This is a genomic window from Paludicola sp. MB14-C6 (assembly GCF_030908625.1).
Lineage (GTDB): Bacteria > Bacillota > Clostridia > Oscillospirales > Ruminococcaceae > Paludihabitans.
Genome location: NZ_CP133133.1, coordinates 1,146,132 through 1,163,761, shown reverse-complemented (window position 1 = coordinate 1,163,761; position 17,630 = coordinate 1,146,132). Strand labels below are relative to the sequence as shown.

18 protein-coding genes are annotated in these 17,630 nt (G+C 36.0%); 4 read left to right on the top strand and 14 right to left on the bottom strand.

All coding sequences use genetic code 11. The features are described from left to right. Positions 1–78: 78 nt before the first annotated feature. The 4 genes from RBG61_RS05490 to RBG61_RS05475 form a co-directional block, all read right to left on the bottom strand. Complete coding sequence (locus RBG61_RS05490) at positions 79–1,014, bottom strand: DUF4349 domain-containing protein (protein WP_307946518.1); 936 nt, start codon at positions 1,012–1,014, stop codon at positions 79–81. Between the two features lie 20 nt (positions 1,015–1,034). Beyond that, a complete protein-coding gene (locus tag RBG61_RS05485; RefSeq protein WP_307946515.1) occupies positions 1,035–2,144 on the bottom strand; it encodes a hypothetical protein in 1,110 nt (369 codons plus the stop codon). After that, a complete protein-coding gene (locus tag RBG61_RS05480; RefSeq protein WP_307946512.1) occupies positions 2,144–2,626 on the bottom strand; it encodes an RNA polymerase sigma factor in 483 nt (160 codons plus the stop codon). Before RBG61_RS05480 ends, RBG61_RS05485 begins: the two co-directional genes overlap by 1 nt. A gap of 341 nt (positions 2,627–2,967) precedes the next feature. Continuing rightward, complete coding sequence (locus RBG61_RS05475; protein ID WP_307946509.1) at positions 2,968–3,840, bottom strand: helix-turn-helix domain-containing protein; 873 nt, start codon at positions 3,838–3,840, stop codon at positions 2,968–2,970. Between the two features lie 109 nt (positions 3,841–3,949). On the opposite strand from RBG61_RS05475, the gene RBG61_RS05470 reads away from it, so the two are divergent. Continuing rightward, positions 3,950–5,251 carry an ADP-ribosylglycohydrolase family protein gene (locus tag RBG61_RS05470; RefSeq protein ID WP_307946507.1) on the top strand — a complete coding sequence of 434 codons (1,302 nt, stop codon included), beginning with the start codon at positions 3,950–3,952 and terminating at the stop codon, positions 5,249–5,251. A 15-nt stretch (positions 5,252–5,266) separates the two neighbouring features. After that, positions 5,267–6,154, top strand: coding sequence for a ribokinase (locus RBG61_RS05465; RefSeq protein WP_307946504.1), 888 nt, complete (start codon positions 5,267–5,269; stop codon positions 6,152–6,154). Between the two features lie 57 nt (positions 6,155–6,211). Here the strand turns inward: RBG61_RS05465 and RBG61_RS05460 are convergent, their stop codons facing one another. From RBG61_RS05460 to rpmG, 10 genes are all read right to left on the bottom strand, one after another. Beyond that, positions 6,212–7,654 carry an IS1182 family transposase gene (locus tag RBG61_RS05460; RefSeq protein WP_307942466.1) on the bottom strand — a complete coding sequence of 481 codons (1,443 nt, stop codon included), beginning with the start codon at positions 7,652–7,654 and terminating at the stop codon, positions 6,212–6,214. Between the two features lie 126 nt (positions 7,655–7,780). After that, entirely contained in the window at positions 7,781–9,091 is a 1,311-nt protein-coding gene (locus RBG61_RS05455; RefSeq protein WP_307946503.1) for a diaminopimelate decarboxylase, read from the bottom strand. A 206-nt stretch (positions 9,092–9,297) separates the two neighbouring features. Beyond that, positions 9,298–10,869 carry a hydroxylamine reductase gene (hcp, locus tag RBG61_RS05450; RefSeq protein WP_307946500.1) on the bottom strand — a complete coding sequence of 524 codons (1,572 nt, stop codon included), beginning with the start codon at positions 10,867–10,869 and terminating at the stop codon, positions 9,298–9,300. Positions 10,870–11,036: 167 nt separating this feature from the next. Further along, positions 11,037–11,408, bottom strand: a complete 372-nt coding sequence (gene rplL, locus RBG61_RS05445) for a 50S ribosomal protein L7/L12 (protein WP_307946498.1) — start codon at positions 11,406–11,408, stop codon at positions 11,037–11,039. 80 nt (positions 11,409–11,488) lie between these two features. Continuing rightward, positions 11,489–12,001, bottom strand: a complete 513-nt coding sequence (gene rplJ / locus RBG61_RS05440; RefSeq protein ID WP_307946496.1) for a 50S ribosomal protein L10 — start codon at positions 11,999–12,001, stop codon at positions 11,489–11,491. Positions 12,002–12,254: 253 nt separating this feature from the next. Continuing rightward, positions 12,255–12,950 carry a 50S ribosomal protein L1 gene (gene rplA, locus RBG61_RS05435; RefSeq protein WP_307946494.1) on the bottom strand — a complete coding sequence of 232 codons (696 nt, stop codon included), beginning with the start codon at positions 12,948–12,950 and terminating at the stop codon, positions 12,255–12,257. 56 nt (positions 12,951–13,006) lie between these two features. Then, positions 13,007–13,432, bottom strand: coding sequence for a 50S ribosomal protein L11 (gene rplK / locus RBG61_RS05430; RefSeq protein WP_307946491.1), 426 nt, complete (start codon positions 13,430–13,432; stop codon positions 13,007–13,009). 125 nt (positions 13,433–13,557) lie between these two features. Next, positions 13,558–14,079 carry a transcription termination/antitermination protein NusG gene (gene nusG, locus RBG61_RS05425; RefSeq protein WP_307946488.1) on the bottom strand — a complete coding sequence of 174 codons (522 nt, stop codon included), beginning with the start codon at positions 14,077–14,079 and terminating at the stop codon, positions 13,558–13,560. 41 nt (positions 14,080–14,120) lie between these two features. Next, positions 14,121–14,354, bottom strand: coding sequence for a preprotein translocase subunit SecE (gene secE, locus RBG61_RS05420; RefSeq protein ID WP_307946485.1), 234 nt, complete (start codon positions 14,352–14,354; stop codon positions 14,121–14,123). A gap of 20 nt (positions 14,355–14,374) precedes the next feature. Beyond that, positions 14,375–14,524 carry a 50S ribosomal protein L33 gene (gene rpmG / locus RBG61_RS05415; protein ID WP_307946484.1) on the bottom strand — a complete coding sequence of 50 codons (150 nt, stop codon included), beginning with the start codon at positions 14,522–14,524 and terminating at the stop codon, positions 14,375–14,377. Positions 14,525–14,799: 275 nt separating this feature from the next. On the opposite strand from rpmG, the gene RBG61_RS05410 reads away from it, so the two are divergent. Then, entirely contained in the window at positions 14,800–15,639 is an 840-nt protein-coding gene (locus tag RBG61_RS05410; RefSeq protein WP_307946482.1) for a DUF4097 family beta strand repeat-containing protein, read from the top strand. Between the two features lie 340 nt (positions 15,640–15,979). Continuing rightward, complete coding sequence (gene rny, locus RBG61_RS05405) at positions 15,980–17,545, top strand: ribonuclease Y (RefSeq protein WP_307946480.1); 1,566 nt, start codon at positions 15,980–15,982, stop codon at positions 17,543–17,545. Positions 17,546–17,630 lie beyond the last annotated feature (85 nt).

Here is a 17,630-nt window from a genome sequence, read left to right as displayed (position 1 = left end):
AGAAAAGGAATCCCCACTTTATAGCGGGGATTCCTTTTCCGTTTATATAAAACTCTTTTTCATATATTTATTCTATCTCTATTTTTGTGGGGGGATTTTTGCCTCTTCTGAGGCTGCAGGAAGGTGCTTTCTTTTTTTGACAATACGTTTTATCCACAATATAGCCAAAGTAACAACACCTGCAAATAAAATGATGAAGATAATATTAGATAAAAGCCAAATGAAAAAGGCTTCTAGTCCATATCCGATTTTATGAAGGTTGTTGCTAAATCCGGTAGCAATTTTACTCCACATGGTTCCATCATCTTTTTGGGTAACACGTTCGACTTCATTTATGCTCAATTGAACAGTGCTGTAATCCACTTGATTATCATAGGTACGAAGCTGGGATTCATAGGTTTGGATTTCATATCGAACTTGCGATAATCTTTGCTCTAAAGCAATAATATCTTCAAGTTTGTTTGCTTTTTCTAGTAAAGCAAGTAATCGGTCTTGCTCTACTTGAAGTGCTTTTTTGTGGCTGTCAACGTCTATATAATTGAGTGTGATGTCTTGGGTAGTTTCTTGCTTACTAATAACGGTACCCAATCCGCTTATGGTTGAAATAAACTCATCCAGTTTTGTTTTAGGAATACGAATTACCATATTGCAATTACGGGAACTGTTTGATAGTTTGGAATTCCCGAAAACTTCTGAACTTTCAACATATCCGCTGGATTGGTATATTTTTTGTGATATTGCTGTATTGAGCTTATCGAATTCCTTTGTTTGAATGGTAAGCGAAACGTTGCGAATGAGTTTGCGATTTGTTTCAGGAACAGTAATTTTGTTGTCTTTCGCAGTACTTACTCCGTCTTGTGCAATTACAGAGTCTTGCTCGGCTTTATTAACTGAATTGGCTGTTTTATTTTGCGAGTATCCGGGGGCATCATGTTTATCTGAACGTTGACATCCTGTTAATAGGAAAGCTGTAATAAGAACAATGCTAACGAGAATGGTAAAGAGCCTTTTCATGAAATCATCCTCACCTTATATTATTTTATTATAGACAGCAATATGTTGATAAACTCTTCTTGTGTTAAACATTGCGTTTCCATATAATATCCAATATCCTTATAAAGAAACTGTGTAAAATAAACATCGTAAGTTTTAATTGGCTCTTTTTTTTCGTTTAGTAAAGTTTTGCTTTGATACCCAACGTTAATCGGGATATCTTTTATCTCCGAAGCATTTTCTTTATCAAAATAAAAAAGCAGCTCCGACTTTGGAATTTTATCTTTACCGGTTGTAATTTGAAGTTGTCGATGCACAACAGCTTTTTTATCATCCTTTGCACAATAGGTAAACGTAATGTTATCATTTGCTACTGTGCCATCTTTATGAACGATAAGTTTTAATTTACTGTCATGATCTAAATTGGTTAAGGATAAATCCAAAGGAATTTCAGTTGGTCTAGGATCTCGCCCTAAATACTTGAAATACTGTTCTTGTGTCCAATCGGTAAAATCGGGTTTGAAAAAGCTGAATGCAAAAGGCTTTATAAAAGCTTTTTCCGGTGATACAAAATTTAAAGAACCATTATTTAATCGAACCGAATTGGAATGTACACCTGGCTCTAAATAGGTTAGAATTGTATTAGAGGTAGCAGGAGGGGCTTTTTGAATTTCCAAACTTGGATTTTCGACATTAGCAGGTTGGCTGGAATTTTCGTTACCATTGGTGTTTTTTGACTCAGCGTTAATAGAAAGCTCTTTACTATCATTTTTTGCTGATTCTTGTGATTGAGAAGATGTATTTGCTTGTTTACTTTCAGAAGCTGTAGCGGCTGAATCTTTCTTGCTCGAAGAATGTGTAACATCAGAAATCATAATATCATTTGCAATGCCACTCGTTGCTGAAGAGTTATAAATGGCAGCTTTATGCGTCATTTCTTTAGCGACATTTGTTATGTCGTTCCAGCAATAACCCGTTACAGCCACAAAGAGAAAGCAAGCAGCTGTAGCGGTAGTTCGATAGATAATTTTCATTATTTTCTTCGATTTTTTTTGTTGGAGAGCTTGATGCATCTTTGATTTTGTTTGTTCAATTAAGGCATCACTAGGGTTAATTTGCCGTTGTAGTTCCTGAAAGTCGTTTTTGAACATTAGTCAATCTCTCCTTTCAGTTGTTCTTTTAGCAAACCCCTTGCACGGGTAAGCCAAGTTCGAACAGTAGCAGGTTTTGCCTTTAAAATCTGACTGATTTGTTCGATGGATAGATCTTCATAATAAAATAGTTGGATGACAGCTCGATAGTTTTTGGGTAAAGAACAAATGGTATGATAAAGCTCATATTGCTCGGGCGTTTCAAAAGCAAGAGATTCATCTAACTCTGTAGTTTGCTTTCTCCAACTCGAATTCCATAGGTTTTTACAGCAATTCAAGGTTACACGAATGAGCCAAGCCTTTCTATGTTCTTCACTATCAAAATTAGGAGCATTCTTGATATAACGCAAAAAGACGTCCTGAAAAATGTCATCTGCATCGCTGCTGTTTTTTGTTTGCGACAAAGCGAGGCGATAAACCATTGCGGAGTATTGCGAAATAACTTCATCAATACAATCGTCTGTTCGCAACGATTTTATCATAAAAGAACCTCCTTCATCTTTAATACAAATCAAAGTGGCAAAAAGCTACAATTAAATTTTATTAATTTTCCAAATAAAAACGAATGAAAAATAATATAAACAGCAATATGTTATTGCATATTACCTTGTTTTTGTTATAATGAAAGCAAGACAAAAGTATATATTTTCTTTTTATATTAGAAATATTTACCTTAATATAGTATAGCATAATTATTTCATTTGTACTAGAGCAATGTTAAAATTCATTGAAACGTTTGGTTGGGTAAAAAATATCCATCTAATCTTAACTCTATCAAGATTAGATGGATAATGATTTATGATAAATATCTTACTATAAAACGCTATTTTGCCTTTTGATTACGATTCTGCGTAATATATTGTGTCGGAGAGCAGTGAAATTGCCGTTGAAATTGCCGTTGAAAGCTAGATTGTGATTGATAGCCAACCTCAATTGCAACCTCCAATACGGATAAATCTGTGTTAATTAATAGCGACGATGCCGTTGTGGTACGTACTTTATGTAGATATTGGAGTGGTGAAGAATGAATCGAGTCAGAAAACCAACGTCGCAATGTTGCAGGACTGATATGAAAAGAAGAAGCAATTTCATTTACCGATAAACTTTGCTTGTAGTTATGGCTGATATAGTTTAAAATAGGGCCGATACGTGTTAGGATAGAGGCACTATTGGGGTTGTTGGAGTGATTTGAGGTTACTCGGCTATGCTTCACCAAGATACTTTTTAACAAACCAGTTGCACTTTTTAAATAATCCATTTCTTTGTTTTGTAATTCTATAATTAGCTCTTTAATTAAAGTGAAAAGAATGTTATTTTGATAGTAAATTGACTGTGAACAATCGGGAGCTTGTAGTACCGGCCCAATGAAATTGAGATGCGACAATGGCATTTGGGGCGAAAAAGAAGCAAACTGCCAATCGCTATATGAGCTACCTGTGCTTTTGGCTTTATGAAATTGCTTTGGATAAATAATGGTAACACACGGGGCTTGAAATGAAATGATTTCTTTGCCTATAATAAAAACACCGCATCCTGAACTGCAGTAGCCAAGTTCAATACCATCATGATAATGCAGTTCTTCAATTAGGTATGGTAATAAACAATGTTCTAAGTGATAAGGAAGACGGTCTTGGTTATTAAAATCAGAATAAGGAGAATAACGGACGCTATATTTGCTGGATGATTGATTTTGCATATATTTACCTCGTTTTTGCGTAGAAAATAATAATTAATAATATTATTATATATATTATAAAAAATTTGTAAACCAAAGTAAACAAAAAATACTCTTTAGGGGAAGAAAAATGAAATATACGGATTTTAATTCTGTTAATCAGCTGATTAACCAAATAACAGACTATGCTAATTTGAAAACTGAATACGGTTGTGAACAACAAGTTGAGAAAATCAAACAAGAAATGGTTCAAAGCTTAGAACAAAAGCTTTTTGAAATACAACATATAGAGGAAGACGAAGAACTGGCAAAAAAGGAACCTGATTTATTAGATGAAATTAAACAGTTAAGAACTTCAGGTCCAAGAAAACTGACCTTTGAATATGGAAAAAAAGAATTTACTAATAAGATGGCCGGTGCAATTTTAGGCCGCTTTATCGGCTGTACCCTTGGCGTACCCGTTGAATCATGGCCAATTCCTAAAATGAAGCAACTGGCAAGCCAATTTGATACTCCTTTTCCACCAACTCACTATTGGAATGGCGTATATTATTCTGATGAATTGCATTATGGTATATCTCCACTTTCTGCTTACACAAAGTCAGGCATAAACGGGGTTCCAGTCGATGATGATATCACCTATACCTTAATTCCGATTTTTACGATTGAAAAGTATGGATACAATTTTACAACAAGAGATGTAGGCGAAATTTGGAAAACATTTTTGCCCGTAGCATGTACCGCTGAAGAAGTTGCATTAAATAATCTCAAAAAAGGTATGTCAATTGAACAGGTAGGCGTTGTAGGAAATCCATACGTGCAGTGGATTGGTGCCGATATTCGTTCCGATGGCTGGGCTTATGTTTGTGCAGGAAATCCGGAACGAGCTGCTGAGTTTGCATATCGAGATGCATACTTAAGTCATAGGAGAAATGGAATTTACGGAGAGATGTTCTTTGCAGCTGTACAGGCTGCCGCATTTTGTGTAGATACACCTCTTGAAGCAATAGAAATCGGGTTAACCGAAATACCACAAGAATGCAATTTATATCAAGATGTGCGATGGGCAATTGAAGAAGGTAAGCGAATTAGTAATTATCAAGAAGCAAGAGATGCTGTTGATAAGAGATTTGCAGGCATGCATCCTGTACATACCAATAATAATGCTTGTTTAACGGTTATGGGTCTATTGCTTGGTAATGGCGATTTTACAAAGACAATTTCTGAAATAGTTGCAATGGGGCTAGATAATGATTGTACAGCGGCAACTGCGGGAAGCGTTATTGGTGCGATTTATGGAGCTCACAATATACCATCTCATTGGACAGAGGGCTTTCATAATACCGTCTATACTTATATGAATGGTGTACCATCTATGAAAATTGATGATATTGTCAAACGATATTGTCGCTTAGCATTGAATAATCAATAAATTAGGGGGGGTATTGTGAGGGTATTAAATTTTGGTTCACTTAATATTGATTATGTTTATCAAGTAGACCATTTTGTACGTCCCGCTGAAACAATCTCATCTCACGTAATGGAACGGTTTTGTGGAGGGAAGGGCCTGAATCAATCTATTGCATTATCACGAGCAGGAGCGGCTGTATGTCATGCTGGATGCATTGGTAGTGATGGCTTGTTTTTAAAAGAACAGCTTGAACAATCCAAAGTCGATACCAAATATGTAAGGCAAGTCGGCGAACCAACAGGCCACGCAATCATTCAAGTAGATAAAAACGGTCAGAATTGTATTTTGCTATATGGTGGCGCAAACCAATGCATAACAAAGCAACAAGTTGATGATACCTTGAAAGGATTTTCAGAAGGAGATTTGCTTTTACTGCAAAATGAAGTCAATCAACTTGAATACATTATAGATCAAGCTTCAAAAAAGGGGATGCAGATCGCATTCAACCCATCTCCTTTTGACAGAAATATAGTATCGCTTCCATTAAACAAGGTTAACATCTTTTTGTTGAATGAAATTGAAGGTGCAGAGCTTTCCAATGAGCTGTCCCCGCAAGCCATTATCGAAAAACTGAAAATAAGATATCCAAGTGCAAAAATTGTATTAACACTTGGAAAAGATGGCGTTTATTATTATGACGGTAGTCAAGTTTATTTTCAATCCATATTTTCTGTGCCGATAGTGGATACAACCGCAGCAGGGGATACTTTTACCGGATATTTTCTACAAGGGTTAACACAAAATGTTGAAAGTTCGATGCTTTTGAAACGAGCATCTGCTGCCGCTGCACTGGCAGTATCCAAAATGGGTGCAGCACCGTCTATCCCAACAATAACCGAAGTAAATCAATTTCTATCAAAATAAATACATTCCCCATTATAAGAAGTAAAAACTCCTACTACAATAACCGTAGTAGGAGTTTCAGTCTGAAGAAAAAGCCCGATTTTGGCGTAACCAAAGTCGGGCTTTTGAATATATGGTTGAAAATTTGAAAAAAGTGGAAAGGATACAAAAAGGAGAGTTCACCCTCCACTTATGTATTGCCAGCTTTTTAAGGTTCATGCACGCAAATTTAAGCCTAACCCAGTTTGTTACTTGGGCAAGACCTCGATAAGGTGTATAACGCATTGCGTATTTTTCTTTCGCATCAGCAAAAACTCGCTCAATCGTTTCTTTTCGCTGTGCATAAAGATCTTTGTATTTTATTGCATAACGAATATCTGAAACTTGCTCTAAGTACTCATGCCAAACATGAACTGTGTATTGTTTCTGGAATTCTTTACTTTCAGTGCATTTGTAACGAAACCCACAGATTTTACAGTCGTTTGGATTGCTTTTAAATTCTTTGTATCCTTCTCTATTCGTGGTGGAATAGTGTAAAACTTTATTGTTTGGACATACTACACAGTCAAAATATTCATCATATGAAAAATCATATTTCTTAAAAAAGCCTTGTTTTGTCATTGGTCTACGATATGGTACTAATAAATCTTTTCCATCATCTATAAGTCTTTTTGCAATATAGGGAGTATTGTAGGCACTATCTGCCACTATTGTTTGGATTTCGGGGTGGTTTTCTTTTAATTTATCATACAAATCATCGAATGCTACGCTGTCATGTACATTGCCTGCTGTTACATGAACATCTACAATGTAGCCTTTTTTGTCACAAGCTGTATGTGCTTCATAAGCAAGGCATTTCTTATGCTCTCCTTTATGAAATACACCGCTTTCAGGGTCAGTGGTTGATTCATTGATGATTTTTTCTTCTATTTTAGGTGGCTTTGTATCGTCAAATGGCTTTTTTTTATGTTCTTCTCTATCTTTATTGATTTCGTCCATTAGTTGTTTCTCATAATGTTTTGCTGCTACGGGGATTGATTTCTTTACAACCTTTTTTATATTTGCATTTGCTTTTATATGGGTTCCATCTACAAATACCACCTCTGGGTCAAGATATCCCATATCATTGATTTCATTCAATATCCAGTTGAAAATGCATGCAATAGTATTCTCGTTAAATCTATGTTTAAAGGCATAACTTATTGTTGTAAAGTGAGGTATTTGTTCTGTCATTAAATATCCTAAAAACCAACGATATGCACAGTTCATTTGTACTTCTTCTACCAATTTGCGCAACGAACTTATTCCATACAAATGTTGTATTAAGACCATTTTGATTAGTACTACTGGGTCTATGCTTGGTCTTCCATTATCTTTACAATACAAATCCTCTACGAAATCATATATATGACAGAAATCCACTGCACTATCTATTTTTCTAAGCAAATGTTCTGCTGGAATAAATTCTTCTAAGCACAAAAACTCTACTTGTGTTCGGTCTTTTTTAGCTTTAACTAACATTTAATCACCCTATTTAATTATACCATTTTTCGCGTCAAAAGTCCCCTAAATCATCGAATTTAGGAGACTTTTTCTACAAGCTGAAACTCCTACTACAATAACCGTAGTAGGAGTTTTTTGCTTCTTTTATATTTCGTTTTCCACTATTTGATTTAGTGTTTGTCTTTTTCGAATCAACTGTAACGTATTTTCAGAAGTAAACAAAACCTCAGGAATTTGCGCATGAGAATTATAATTAAATGGTGTCATAGAAGAGCAATATGCACCTGTTCCACCGATTACAAAGTAATCGCCGACATTAGGCTCTATCATCTTTCTTGGTATACTCGTATCGTTATCATCTAAGCTTTGGGAATCACCGCTTTCACAGCATCTGCCAACAATTACAGCTTCATAGTCAGATTGTGCAATATTATTGATATCAAATTCAGAAGATAAAAGCTTACCATGTTCAGAAACCATATAAAACGGATGTAGTGAACCATACATAATAGGACGAGCGTTAATTTCCATACCACCGTTGGCAATAATGAAGTTAAATCCGTCGTTGCCCGTACGCTTTTTATCGATTACTTTTGTAATGGCATAGCCGCAGTTTGCAACGATATAGGTTCCTGGTTCGATTTCCATTTTTAATTTACGATTGGTTCTTTGATAAAAAGCTTCTATTTGCTGCTTTGCATAGCTTCCAAGCTCATTAACATCAGCACCGATTTCATATGGCATACGTGCTTCTTTTAAGCCCCCTCCAAAGCTGACTGTAGTGGCATCGGGGAAGTATCGATCAATAATATCTAATTCTAAGTCAATATTCTGTCGCCACATGAGAGGATCAGCTCCTGAGCCAATATGAACGTGAACCTGTGTAAATAGAATACCTTTTTCTTTAGCAAAATCTAGAGCTTGTCCAATATCAGAAAGATGAATTCCAAAGCAAGAATAGTTATCTCCGGTGTTTCTACTTGCGGACTCTCCTGATCCAACACCTGGATGCACACGAATCGATAAGTTAATCTTGTTTGCTTTTGCAAAATCTCCGATCAAATAAAGCTGACGTAGGGAACACACATTATATTTCAAGCCTTGAAGTATCATTTGTTCTAAATCAATTCTATCATCATTTTCAGGAATTTCTTGAGTTGTTAAAATAATATCTTGATAGGGAATTCCTGCAAGGTGTGCACGGCGAACCTCATTTAATGAGCTGGCATCAATGCAAAGCCCACATTGATGGATTGTTTGTAGTAGTGTTCTATTTGAGTTTGCTTTCATTGCATAACGAACCGTCAAACCAAATGCATTTGGCATAGATAATACCATTTGGCATTTTTCTCGAATGGTATTTTCATCATATAAATATACTGGAGTACCATATTCTTTTGCAACAGTTGCTATTGTAGCAGAGTCAATTTTGCTATAGTGATTTAAGAATGACATGAACTTATTCCTTTCCGATATTCTTTCTATCTGTTGATTCGATTATACCATAATTCATGAAAAATGCAATATCATATAGCGTAAACTTGCAAAAATAAGCTGAAATTCGTGTATTGTAGCAATAATCGTGCGAAAAATGCAACTCTATTGATAAAAATGCAGTAACCGAATTCATTTTGGTTACTGCATTTCTTGAAACAAAAAGGTTAGCCTCTGTTTAAAATTTGGTCGAGATTTTGTTCCGGTGTTGTAATTGGAGTTAATCCAAAGGTATCTACAAGTGTTTTCACTACAGTTTCAGATAAAAATGCAGGAACGGTAGGACCAATATAGATATTTTTTACCCCTAATGCGAGAAGTGAAAGAAGTATACAAACTGCTTTTTGTTCATACCACGATAAAACAAGGGTAAGCGGCAATTCATTTACGCCACATTTGAATGCGTCAGCAAGTGCAAGAGCTACCTTGACAGCACCATATGCGTCATTGCATTGTCCCATATCTAAAATACGAGGGAATCCGGCAACTTCGCCAAGATCTAAATCGTTAAAGCGGAATTTTCCACAAGCCAAGGTTAAAACAATACTATCCATAGGGGTTTGCTTTACAAAATCTGTATAGTAATTTCTGCCCGGATGAGCGCCGTCACATCCACCTACTAAGAAGAAATGCTTAATCTTTCCTTGTTGAACAGCTTCAACAATTGAGCCTGCATTTGCAAGAATGGTGCCATGACCAAATCCAGTTAGCATTGTATGACCACCGTTAATGCCGCTCATGCTATGGTCGTTTTCATATCCGCCTAAAGCAATTGCATGCTCGATAATTTTTGAAAAATCTTTTTTGCCGTTTTCGTCTGCTTCAATATGAATTAGCCCTTCGTATCCAACAACAGATGTGGTATAAATTCTATCTTGATAGCTTGGACGTTGCGGCATGAGACAGTTGGTAGTAAATAAAACGGGGGCAGGGATATTGTCAAATTCTTTTTGCTGTGATTGCCAAGCGGTTCCGAAGTTTCCTTTTAATTGAGGATACTCTTGAAACTTAGGATATCCATGTGCAGGTAGCATTTCGCCATGTGTATAGACATTAACGCCTGTTCCGTTGGTTTGTTCTAATAACTGTTCTAAATCATGCAAATCATGTCCTGAAATAACGATGAAAGGACCTTTTTCAATATCACATGGTACTTTAGCCGGAACTGGTGTGTCATAATGGCTTGTGTTGGCATGATCCAGAATTTCCATACATTTAAAATTAACAAGCCCAAACTCCATAATGAGTTGAAGCCATTCTTCAATGGTATGGTCCTTATTTAACTCACTAAGTCCTTTATAAAACCAGTTGGTAACTTCCTTATCCTCTTCTCCTAAGTTCATTGCATGATGAGCATATGCTGCCATTCCTTTCATGCCAAAGAGAAGGGTAGAACGAAGCGAAACAATATCGGTTTCGCCGTTCCAAAGTTCTTCTAAAGGGAATGGCGCTCCTTCACCAATTTTATTGCGCTCGGCTATTACTTTATCAATTGTCTTTTGAATGACTGCATTATCAAAATTGACATTGGTTAACGTCATGAACAATCCGTCCATCACCAAACGGTCTGATTGCTTGGTTGGATGATTTTTTACAACTGCATCGGCTAAGCCAATAAGTTCACAAACCAGTTTATCTTGAATTTTTGCTGTAGTTGGTTGCTTCCCACAAACACCGACATTGACACAAGCCTTTTGACCTGCCGTTTGCTGACATTGAAAACAAAACATATTACTCATAAGATACCTCCAATATTTTTAATTATTATTTGCAAAAAAAACGAAATAATCGTATGAGATTAGTATATTGGAAGTATCAGAATAAATCGGTTGCTTTTGCAACGTAAAATGAATAAAAATAAAAGAACCACATGTAAAATGTGGTTCTTTAAAGAAATAATTTAAAACTATTTCAATTCAACTTTAGCGCCAGCAGCTTCTAATTTAGTTTTTAGCTCTTCAGCATCAGCTTTAGAGATAGCTTCTTTGATAGTTTTTGGTGCATTGTCAACCATTTCTTTTGCTTCTTTTAGGCCAAGACCAGTAACTTCTTTAACTAGTTTGATAACGCCCATTTTAGATGCACCAGCATCAGCAAGGATAACGTCGAACTCAGTTTTTTCTTCAGCAGCAGCTGCAGGAGCAGCGCCAGCCATCATTACAGGAGCAGCAGCAGATACGCCGAACTCTTCTTCGATTGCTTTCACTAATTCGTTTAGCTCTAATACTGTAAGAGCTTTGATATCATCAATAAATTTCACGATTTTTTCTGAAGCCATGAAAATTACCTCCATTATTTTAATAAATTATTTTAATTGGAATAAATCCGAATGTCAGCTTTCGCTGATTAAGATTCTGCTTATGCAGATTCTTTTTGTTCCGCGATAGCGTTAAGAGCAACAGCCATACCACGGATATTTCCTGTAAGAACAGAAAGTAATTGACCAATAAGTTGTTCCTTTGAAGGAAGTTTACCAACTTCAGTCATTTTAGCAGCGTTTAATACTTGACCATCCATAAAGCCGGCTTTAATATCAAAACCTTTTTTAATTTTGTCAGCGTATTTAACAGCAACTTTTGCAGGAGCAACAGCATCAGATGTGCTGAAAGCTAATGCAGTAGTACCTTCAAGGTAAGATTCTAGACCTTCAAGACCTGCATTTTGAGCTGCAAATTTTAGCATTGTGTTTTTTACAACAGCATATTCAACGCCTGCTTCTCTGAACTCTTTACGAAGAGCAGTATCATCAGCAACGCTAATACCTTTGTAATCAACTAAAACGCCGGAAGTTGCACTCTTTAACTTTTCAGTTAAATCAACAACTAGTTGTTTTTTAGATTCAAGAACGTTTGCACTTGGCAATGTATTCACCTCACTTAGCAATTTAATATGAAGTGCTATTATTAATAAGAAACGAAAAACCCTTTTCTAATCATTCGAGTAGAAAAGGGCATAAATAACAAATATATTTATACACAGTTTCTCTCGGTTGGATGGTTAAAACCAATTATGCTTTGTAATAGCATCAGTATTACAATTACTCCAACTGTCTTAAAGAAATAACAGCTACAATTATATTAAAACAATTTTTGCAAAATGTCAATAGAAATATATACTAATTCGACTATACGCCGTATTTAGCAGTATTTACTTTTACACCAGGTCCCATAGTAGAAGCTACTACGCAAGATTTTAGGTATTGACCTTTTGATGCTGCTGGTTTTGCTTTTACAACTGCATTCATTAGAGTATTTAAGTTTTGTTCTAGCTTTTCAGGGCCAAAAGAAACTTTACCAATTGGGCAGTGAATAATGTTAGTTTTATCTAAACGATATTCAATTTTACCAGCTTTTGCTTCAGTAACAGCACGTGCTACGTCTGGAGTAACAGTACCTGCTTTAGGAGAAGGCATCAAGCCTCTTGGACCTAAAACTTTACCTAAACGTCCAACAACGCCCATCATGTCAGGAGTTGCGATAACTACGTCGAAATCCATCCAGCCTTCGCCTTGGATTTTAGCAACGTATTCATCAGAACCAACATATTCAGCACCAGCAGCTTTAGCAGCTTCAACGTTTTCGCCTTTGCATAATACTAAAACTTTAACGCTTTTACCAGTACCGTTTGGTAATACAACAGCACCACGAACTTGTTGGTCAGCGTGACGAGAGTCAACACCTAGACGAATGTGTAGTTCAACTGTTTCGTCAAATTTTGCTTTTGCAGTAGAAACAGTAAGAGCTAATGCTTCGTTAGCATCATATAGTTTGTTACGATCAACAGTTTTAGTACTGTCAACATATTTTTTACCGTGTTTCATCTTTTTTCCTCCCTAAAAGTGGTTAATAGCGGAATTTGTCCTCCCACCAGGGTTAATTAATCGACAACTTCGATGCCCATTGAGCGCGCAGTACCTGCGATCATGCTCATTGCAGTTTCAATGTTTGCTGCATTTAAGTCAGGCATTTTTGTTTCCGCGATTTGTTTAACCTGTTCTTTTGTGATTTTTGCAACTTTAGTTTTGTTTGGCACACCTGAGCCACTCTCAATACCACATGCTTTTTTAATTAAAACTGCAGCTGGTGGAGTTTTTGTTACAAATGAGAAAGAACGGTCAGCATAAACAGTAATTACAACCGGAATGATAAGACCGATGTCATTTTTTGTACGCTCGTTAAATTCCTTTGTAAATGACATAATGTTAACACCATGTTGACCTAATGCAGGACCAACTGGTGGTGCTGGAGTAGCTTTTCCAGCAGGAATTTGTAGTTTAATGTAGCCTACTACCTTTTGAGCCATAATTTGCACCTCCAAAATTTGTGGTAAATGGCGGAACAGTTGATCTGCTCCTCCCACTAGCGTTTATTTATATAAAAGTAAACGCCCACAAGCAAAAGCTTGTGTTCTTAATAAGTATTCACTTATTAAGCTGAAATTACTACTTGATTTAATTCAAGTTCGACTAAAGTGTCTCGACCAAACATTGAAACAGTAACTGCAACAAGGTTTTTCTCAGTCTCAACAGATTCAACGACGCCAACAAAACCTTCTAAAGGTCCGGATACCACTTTTACTGTATCCCCTGCAGCGTAATTAACTTCAACATGAACAGTTTCAACGCCCAAAGCTTGTACTTCTTTTTCAGTAAGAGGCACAGGTTTTGACCCAGGTCCAACAAAGCCTGTAACACCACGGATGTTTCTGATAACATACCAAGAATCATCAGTAAGTATCATCTTGACAATGACGTATCCAGGGAAAATTTTACGTTCCACTTCACGTTTTTTGTTGTCTTTTACCTCTACGACTTTTTCAGTAGGTACTCGTATCTCTTCTATTAGTTCTTGTAGATTTTGGTTTTCGACAACAGTTTCGATACTTTTCGCCACCTTATTCTCATAACCGGAATAAGTATGGATCACATACCACTTTGCGGTTTCTGACATTGTATCAGTCCCTCCAAAATTGTGGATTTCCAATTTGGTAATTAGAACATCAATTTAAACAAGTTAATGAATAAAAAGTCCAATATCCAAATTGCGATTGCAGTGACCAACATAAAAACCAAAACTACGCCAGTATTGTGTAGTACTTGTTGCTTTGTAGGCCATACAATCTTTTTGAATTCGCTCTTTAAGTCCTTAAAGAAACGGGCTGTTTTTTTGAAAAATCCAACCTTAGGTTTTGCTTCTTTTGCCTTTACGGCTACGTCTTTAGACATCTGTCAAGCCACCCTTTCGTTTACTTTGTCTCTTTGTGAGCCGTGTGCTTCCTGCAGAAACGACAATATTTGTTCATTTCTAGTCGGTCAGGATCATTTTTCTTGTTTTTCATTGTGTCGTAATTACGTTGTTTGCACTCAGAGCAAGCTAATGTAACTTTAACCCTCATATCGGCACCTCCTGATAACTTGGGGATTTTTGAACCAAACGCTCAGCATTGCAGCTGTACGTTTGACGTTTGCCTCCCTCTCGAATGAGTTTTTCTGTGCTTAAAATTGGGCACAAAAAAATAGACCTTCTTCGAGGTAATACCTATGATAGCACATGCTTGTAAACTTGTCAATTATTTTTTGCGAATTTCCTAAATTTTCAATTTACTTGCAATTTTTACTTCTGTACATTATAATATATACAATAACAATACTGCATAAAAGGAGAATGGTAATGAAAGTTTCAAAGAGAATTCCTTTTACAATATACACTATTATTTGTGTGGTGCTATTGCTGCTACTATTATTGGGAATCGGCTCTTTAACAAAAGTAAATCGATATCGTCATCAAGAAAGTCAATCAAACGGCTCGCTTTTATATGAAAATCAAAATCATCCTATTGATGCAAAGGATGCTGTGAATTATAGAATTGATTGTGGCTATGGTAAGGTTACAATTAAACCGACGAATGATAAGCCTTATATTAACTATATTAATGGAAGGCCACTTCGCATTTCAACTCAAACCAACAACGGAGAATGTGAAATCCGCTTAAAATCCTATAAAGAGATGGGCTATGATTTTTTTAATCATATATTCGAGAATAAAACGAGAGAAATCGAAATTTATCTTCCGAAAACGAAGCTCAATCAGGTTATTATAATTGCTGCAGCAAATACCATTAACGTTGAGGGACTTCAAGTAAGGAAAATGGATATTGATTTATCTGCGGGGGATGTTTCCGTAAAGAATTGTGAAATAGATGAAATGAAATCCGAATTAAATGCTGGAAACTTGGATTTTTATGCGAATAAAGGGATTCAAAAAATCGATAGTGAAGTAAATGCGGGTAATATGGATTTGTATTTGCCGAAAGACATTAGTGGATTTTTATGTGATTATGAAGCCGATTTAGGCAGTATAGATCATAACGCGAGCTTTACTGTTCATGATGAAAAGAAAGATGAATTTGTGAATACCAACGGCACGCTTACATATGGTGATCAATCTTGTAAAATAAAGCTAGAAGTTTCAGTGGGCAATATCAGTATTGACGATTATGATAACGAATAAGCATATTGTGAAAAAGAATATATGATACGATATGTTATAATAGTTTTAAGATATGAGTATATTAAAATAATGAGCATATAATTGTAAAGTATCTTGGCTTTACAATTTAGCTTTCATATACAAATATCAATAGAAAATATTAGAATAAACTTGACATAATAACCAAATTATTATACACTAGAAAAGTGGAGTATTCTACAATGTGTTGTAGACTTTTAAATACTCATTGGAATGTACGATAATATTCGTGGATTTACGTATACTATAGTTGAATATTAGGTAGCTACAGCTCCATATGATATGATTTTGAAAAAATAATAAAAGGAGGTTTTGTCTATAAATGGAACTGACAACAGCGATACTGTTATGCTTGATTTCATGCGTTGTAGCAGGCGGAATATTTGGGTTTGTGGCCTTTAAACTAGGCGTTAACTATAGAAAAAAAGTTGCAGAAGCTGAAATCGGAAGTGCTGAAGAACAAGCAAAGAAGATTTTAAACGATGCAATTCGTGATGCAGACACAAAGAAAAAAGAAGCAATAATTGAAGCAAAAGATGAAATTCATAAGCTGCGAACAGATGCCGACAGAGAAATAAAAGAACGCAGAGGCGAGCTTTCAAGACAAGAACGTCGTATTGTTCAAAAAGAAGAGACATTAGACAAAAAGATTGATAACCTAGAAATAAAAGAAGAGAACTTAGCGCAAAAGCATAAGCTGGCTGATGAAAAACTAGAAGAAGCAGAGCGCATTAAACGTAGTCAACTTGATAATTTGGAACGAATATCAGGTTTAACAGCAGAACAAGCAAAAACACAATTACTCGATACTTTACAAGACGAGTTAATTCATGAAAAAGCGGTTCGTATTTCAAATTATGAACAACAACTAAAAGATGAATGTGAAGAAAAAGCAAGAGAATATATTTCCTTTGCAATCGCTCGTGTTGCAGCAGACCAAGTATCTGAAGCAACCGTATCTGTTGTAAACTTACCAAATGATGAAATGAAAGGTCGTATTATCGGTAGAGAAGGAAGAAATATCAGAGCAATCGAAACGCTTACTGGTGTTGACTTAATTATTGACGATACTCCTGAAGCTATCACATTATCTTGTTTTGATCCTGTACGACGTGAAATTGCTCGTCTATCTCTTGAAAGGTTAATTCAAGACGGACGTATTCACCCAACTCGTATTGAGGAAATGGTTGAAAAATCAAAACGTGAAGTTGACCAACGCATTAAAGCGGAAGGTGAACGTGCAGTAATGGAAACAAACGTTCATGGTATCCACCCTGAAATCGTTAAATTACTCGGCCGTTTACGTTATCGAACAAGTTACGGTCAAAATGTTTTGAATCACTCAATAGAGGTTGCTTATTTAGCAGGCATTATGGCTTCTGAGCTTGGTATGGATGCAAACATAGCAAGACGTGCCGGTTTATTACATGATATCGGTAAAGCCTTGAACCACGAAATTGAAGGTTCACACGTTGAAATTGGTGTGGATGTTGCTCGGAAGTTTAAAGAGAATCCACAAGTAATTCATGCAATTGAAGCGCATCATGGTGATGTAGAGATTAAAACAGTAATAGCGGCATTGGTTCAAGCAGCAGATGCAATTTCTGCAGCACGTCCGGCAGCTCGTCGTGAAAACTTAGAAAACTACATTAAACGTTTAGAAAAACTTGAAGAAATCGCTTGTTCTTTTGAAGGCGTTGAAAAATCTTTTGCAATTCAAGCAGGACGTGAAATCCGCATTATGGTTCGTCCGGAAGATATTAAAGATGAAAAGATGGTTATCGTTGCCCACGATATTGTGAATAAAATTGAAAACGAGCTTGACTATCCTGGTCAAATAAAAGTTCATTTGATTCGTGAAAGTCGTGCAATAGATTTCGCAAAATAAATTAAATAAAAGTCCTCTTCGAAAGAAGGGGACTTTTTTAATGGAATAAATCTACCAATACCGCCGTTGAGCAAGAATGTGAGAT

Excerpts from the sequence above, each read along its gene's own strand:
- RBG61_RS05490 (WP_307946518.1), bottom strand. The coding sequence starts at position 1,014 with ATGAAAAGGCTCTTTACCATTCTCGTTAGCATTGTTCTTATTACAGCT.
- RBG61_RS05485 (WP_307946515.1), bottom strand. The coding sequence starts at position 2,144 with ATGTTCAAAAACGACTTTCAGGAACTACAACGGCAAATTAACCCTAGT.
- RBG61_RS05480 (WP_307946512.1), bottom strand. The coding sequence starts at position 2,626 with ATGATAAAATCGTTGCGAACAGACGATTGTATTGATGAAGTTATTTCG.
- RBG61_RS05475 (WP_307946509.1), bottom strand. The coding sequence starts at position 3,840 with ATGCAAAATCAATCATCCAGCAAATATAGCGTCCGTTATTCTCCTTAT.
- RBG61_RS05470 (WP_307946507.1), top strand. The coding sequence starts at position 3,950 with ATGAAATATACGGATTTTAATTCTGTTAATCAGCTGATTAACCAAATA.
- RBG61_RS05460 (WP_307942466.1), bottom strand. The coding sequence starts at position 7,654 with ATGTTAGTTAAAGCTAAAAAAGACCGAACACAAGTAGAGTTTTTGTGC.
- RBG61_RS05455 (WP_307946503.1), bottom strand. The coding sequence starts at position 9,091 with ATGTCATTCTTAAATCACTATAGCAAAATTGACTCTGCTACAATAGCA.
- hcp (WP_307946500.1), bottom strand. The coding sequence starts at position 10,869 with ATGAGTAATATGTTTTGTTTTCAATGTCAGCAAACGGCAGGTCAAAAG.
- rplL (WP_307946498.1), bottom strand. The coding sequence starts at position 11,408 with ATGGCTTCAGAAAAAATCGTGAAATTTATTGATGATATCAAAGCTCTT.
- rplA (WP_307946494.1), bottom strand. The coding sequence starts at position 12,950 with ATGAAACACGGTAAAAAATATGTTGACAGTACTAAAACTGTTGATCGT.
- rplK (WP_307946491.1), bottom strand. The coding sequence starts at position 13,432 with ATGGCTCAAAAGGTAGTAGGCTACATTAAACTACAAATTCCTGCTGGA.
- nusG (WP_307946488.1), bottom strand. The coding sequence starts at position 14,079 with ATGTCAGAAACCGCAAAGTGGTATGTGATCCATACTTATTCCGGTTAT.
- secE (WP_307946485.1), bottom strand. The coding sequence starts at position 14,354 with ATGTCTAAAGACGTAGCCGTAAAGGCAAAAGAAGCAAAACCTAAGGTT.
- rpmG (WP_307946484.1), bottom strand. The coding sequence starts at position 14,524 with ATGAGGGTTAAAGTTACATTAGCTTGCTCTGAGTGCAAACAACGTAAT.
- RBG61_RS05410 (WP_307946482.1), top strand. The coding sequence starts at position 14,800 with ATGAAAGTTTCAAAGAGAATTCCTTTTACAATATACACTATTATTTGT.
- rny (WP_307946480.1), top strand. The coding sequence starts at position 15,980 with ATGGAACTGACAACAGCGATACTGTTATGCTTGATTTCATGCGTTGTA.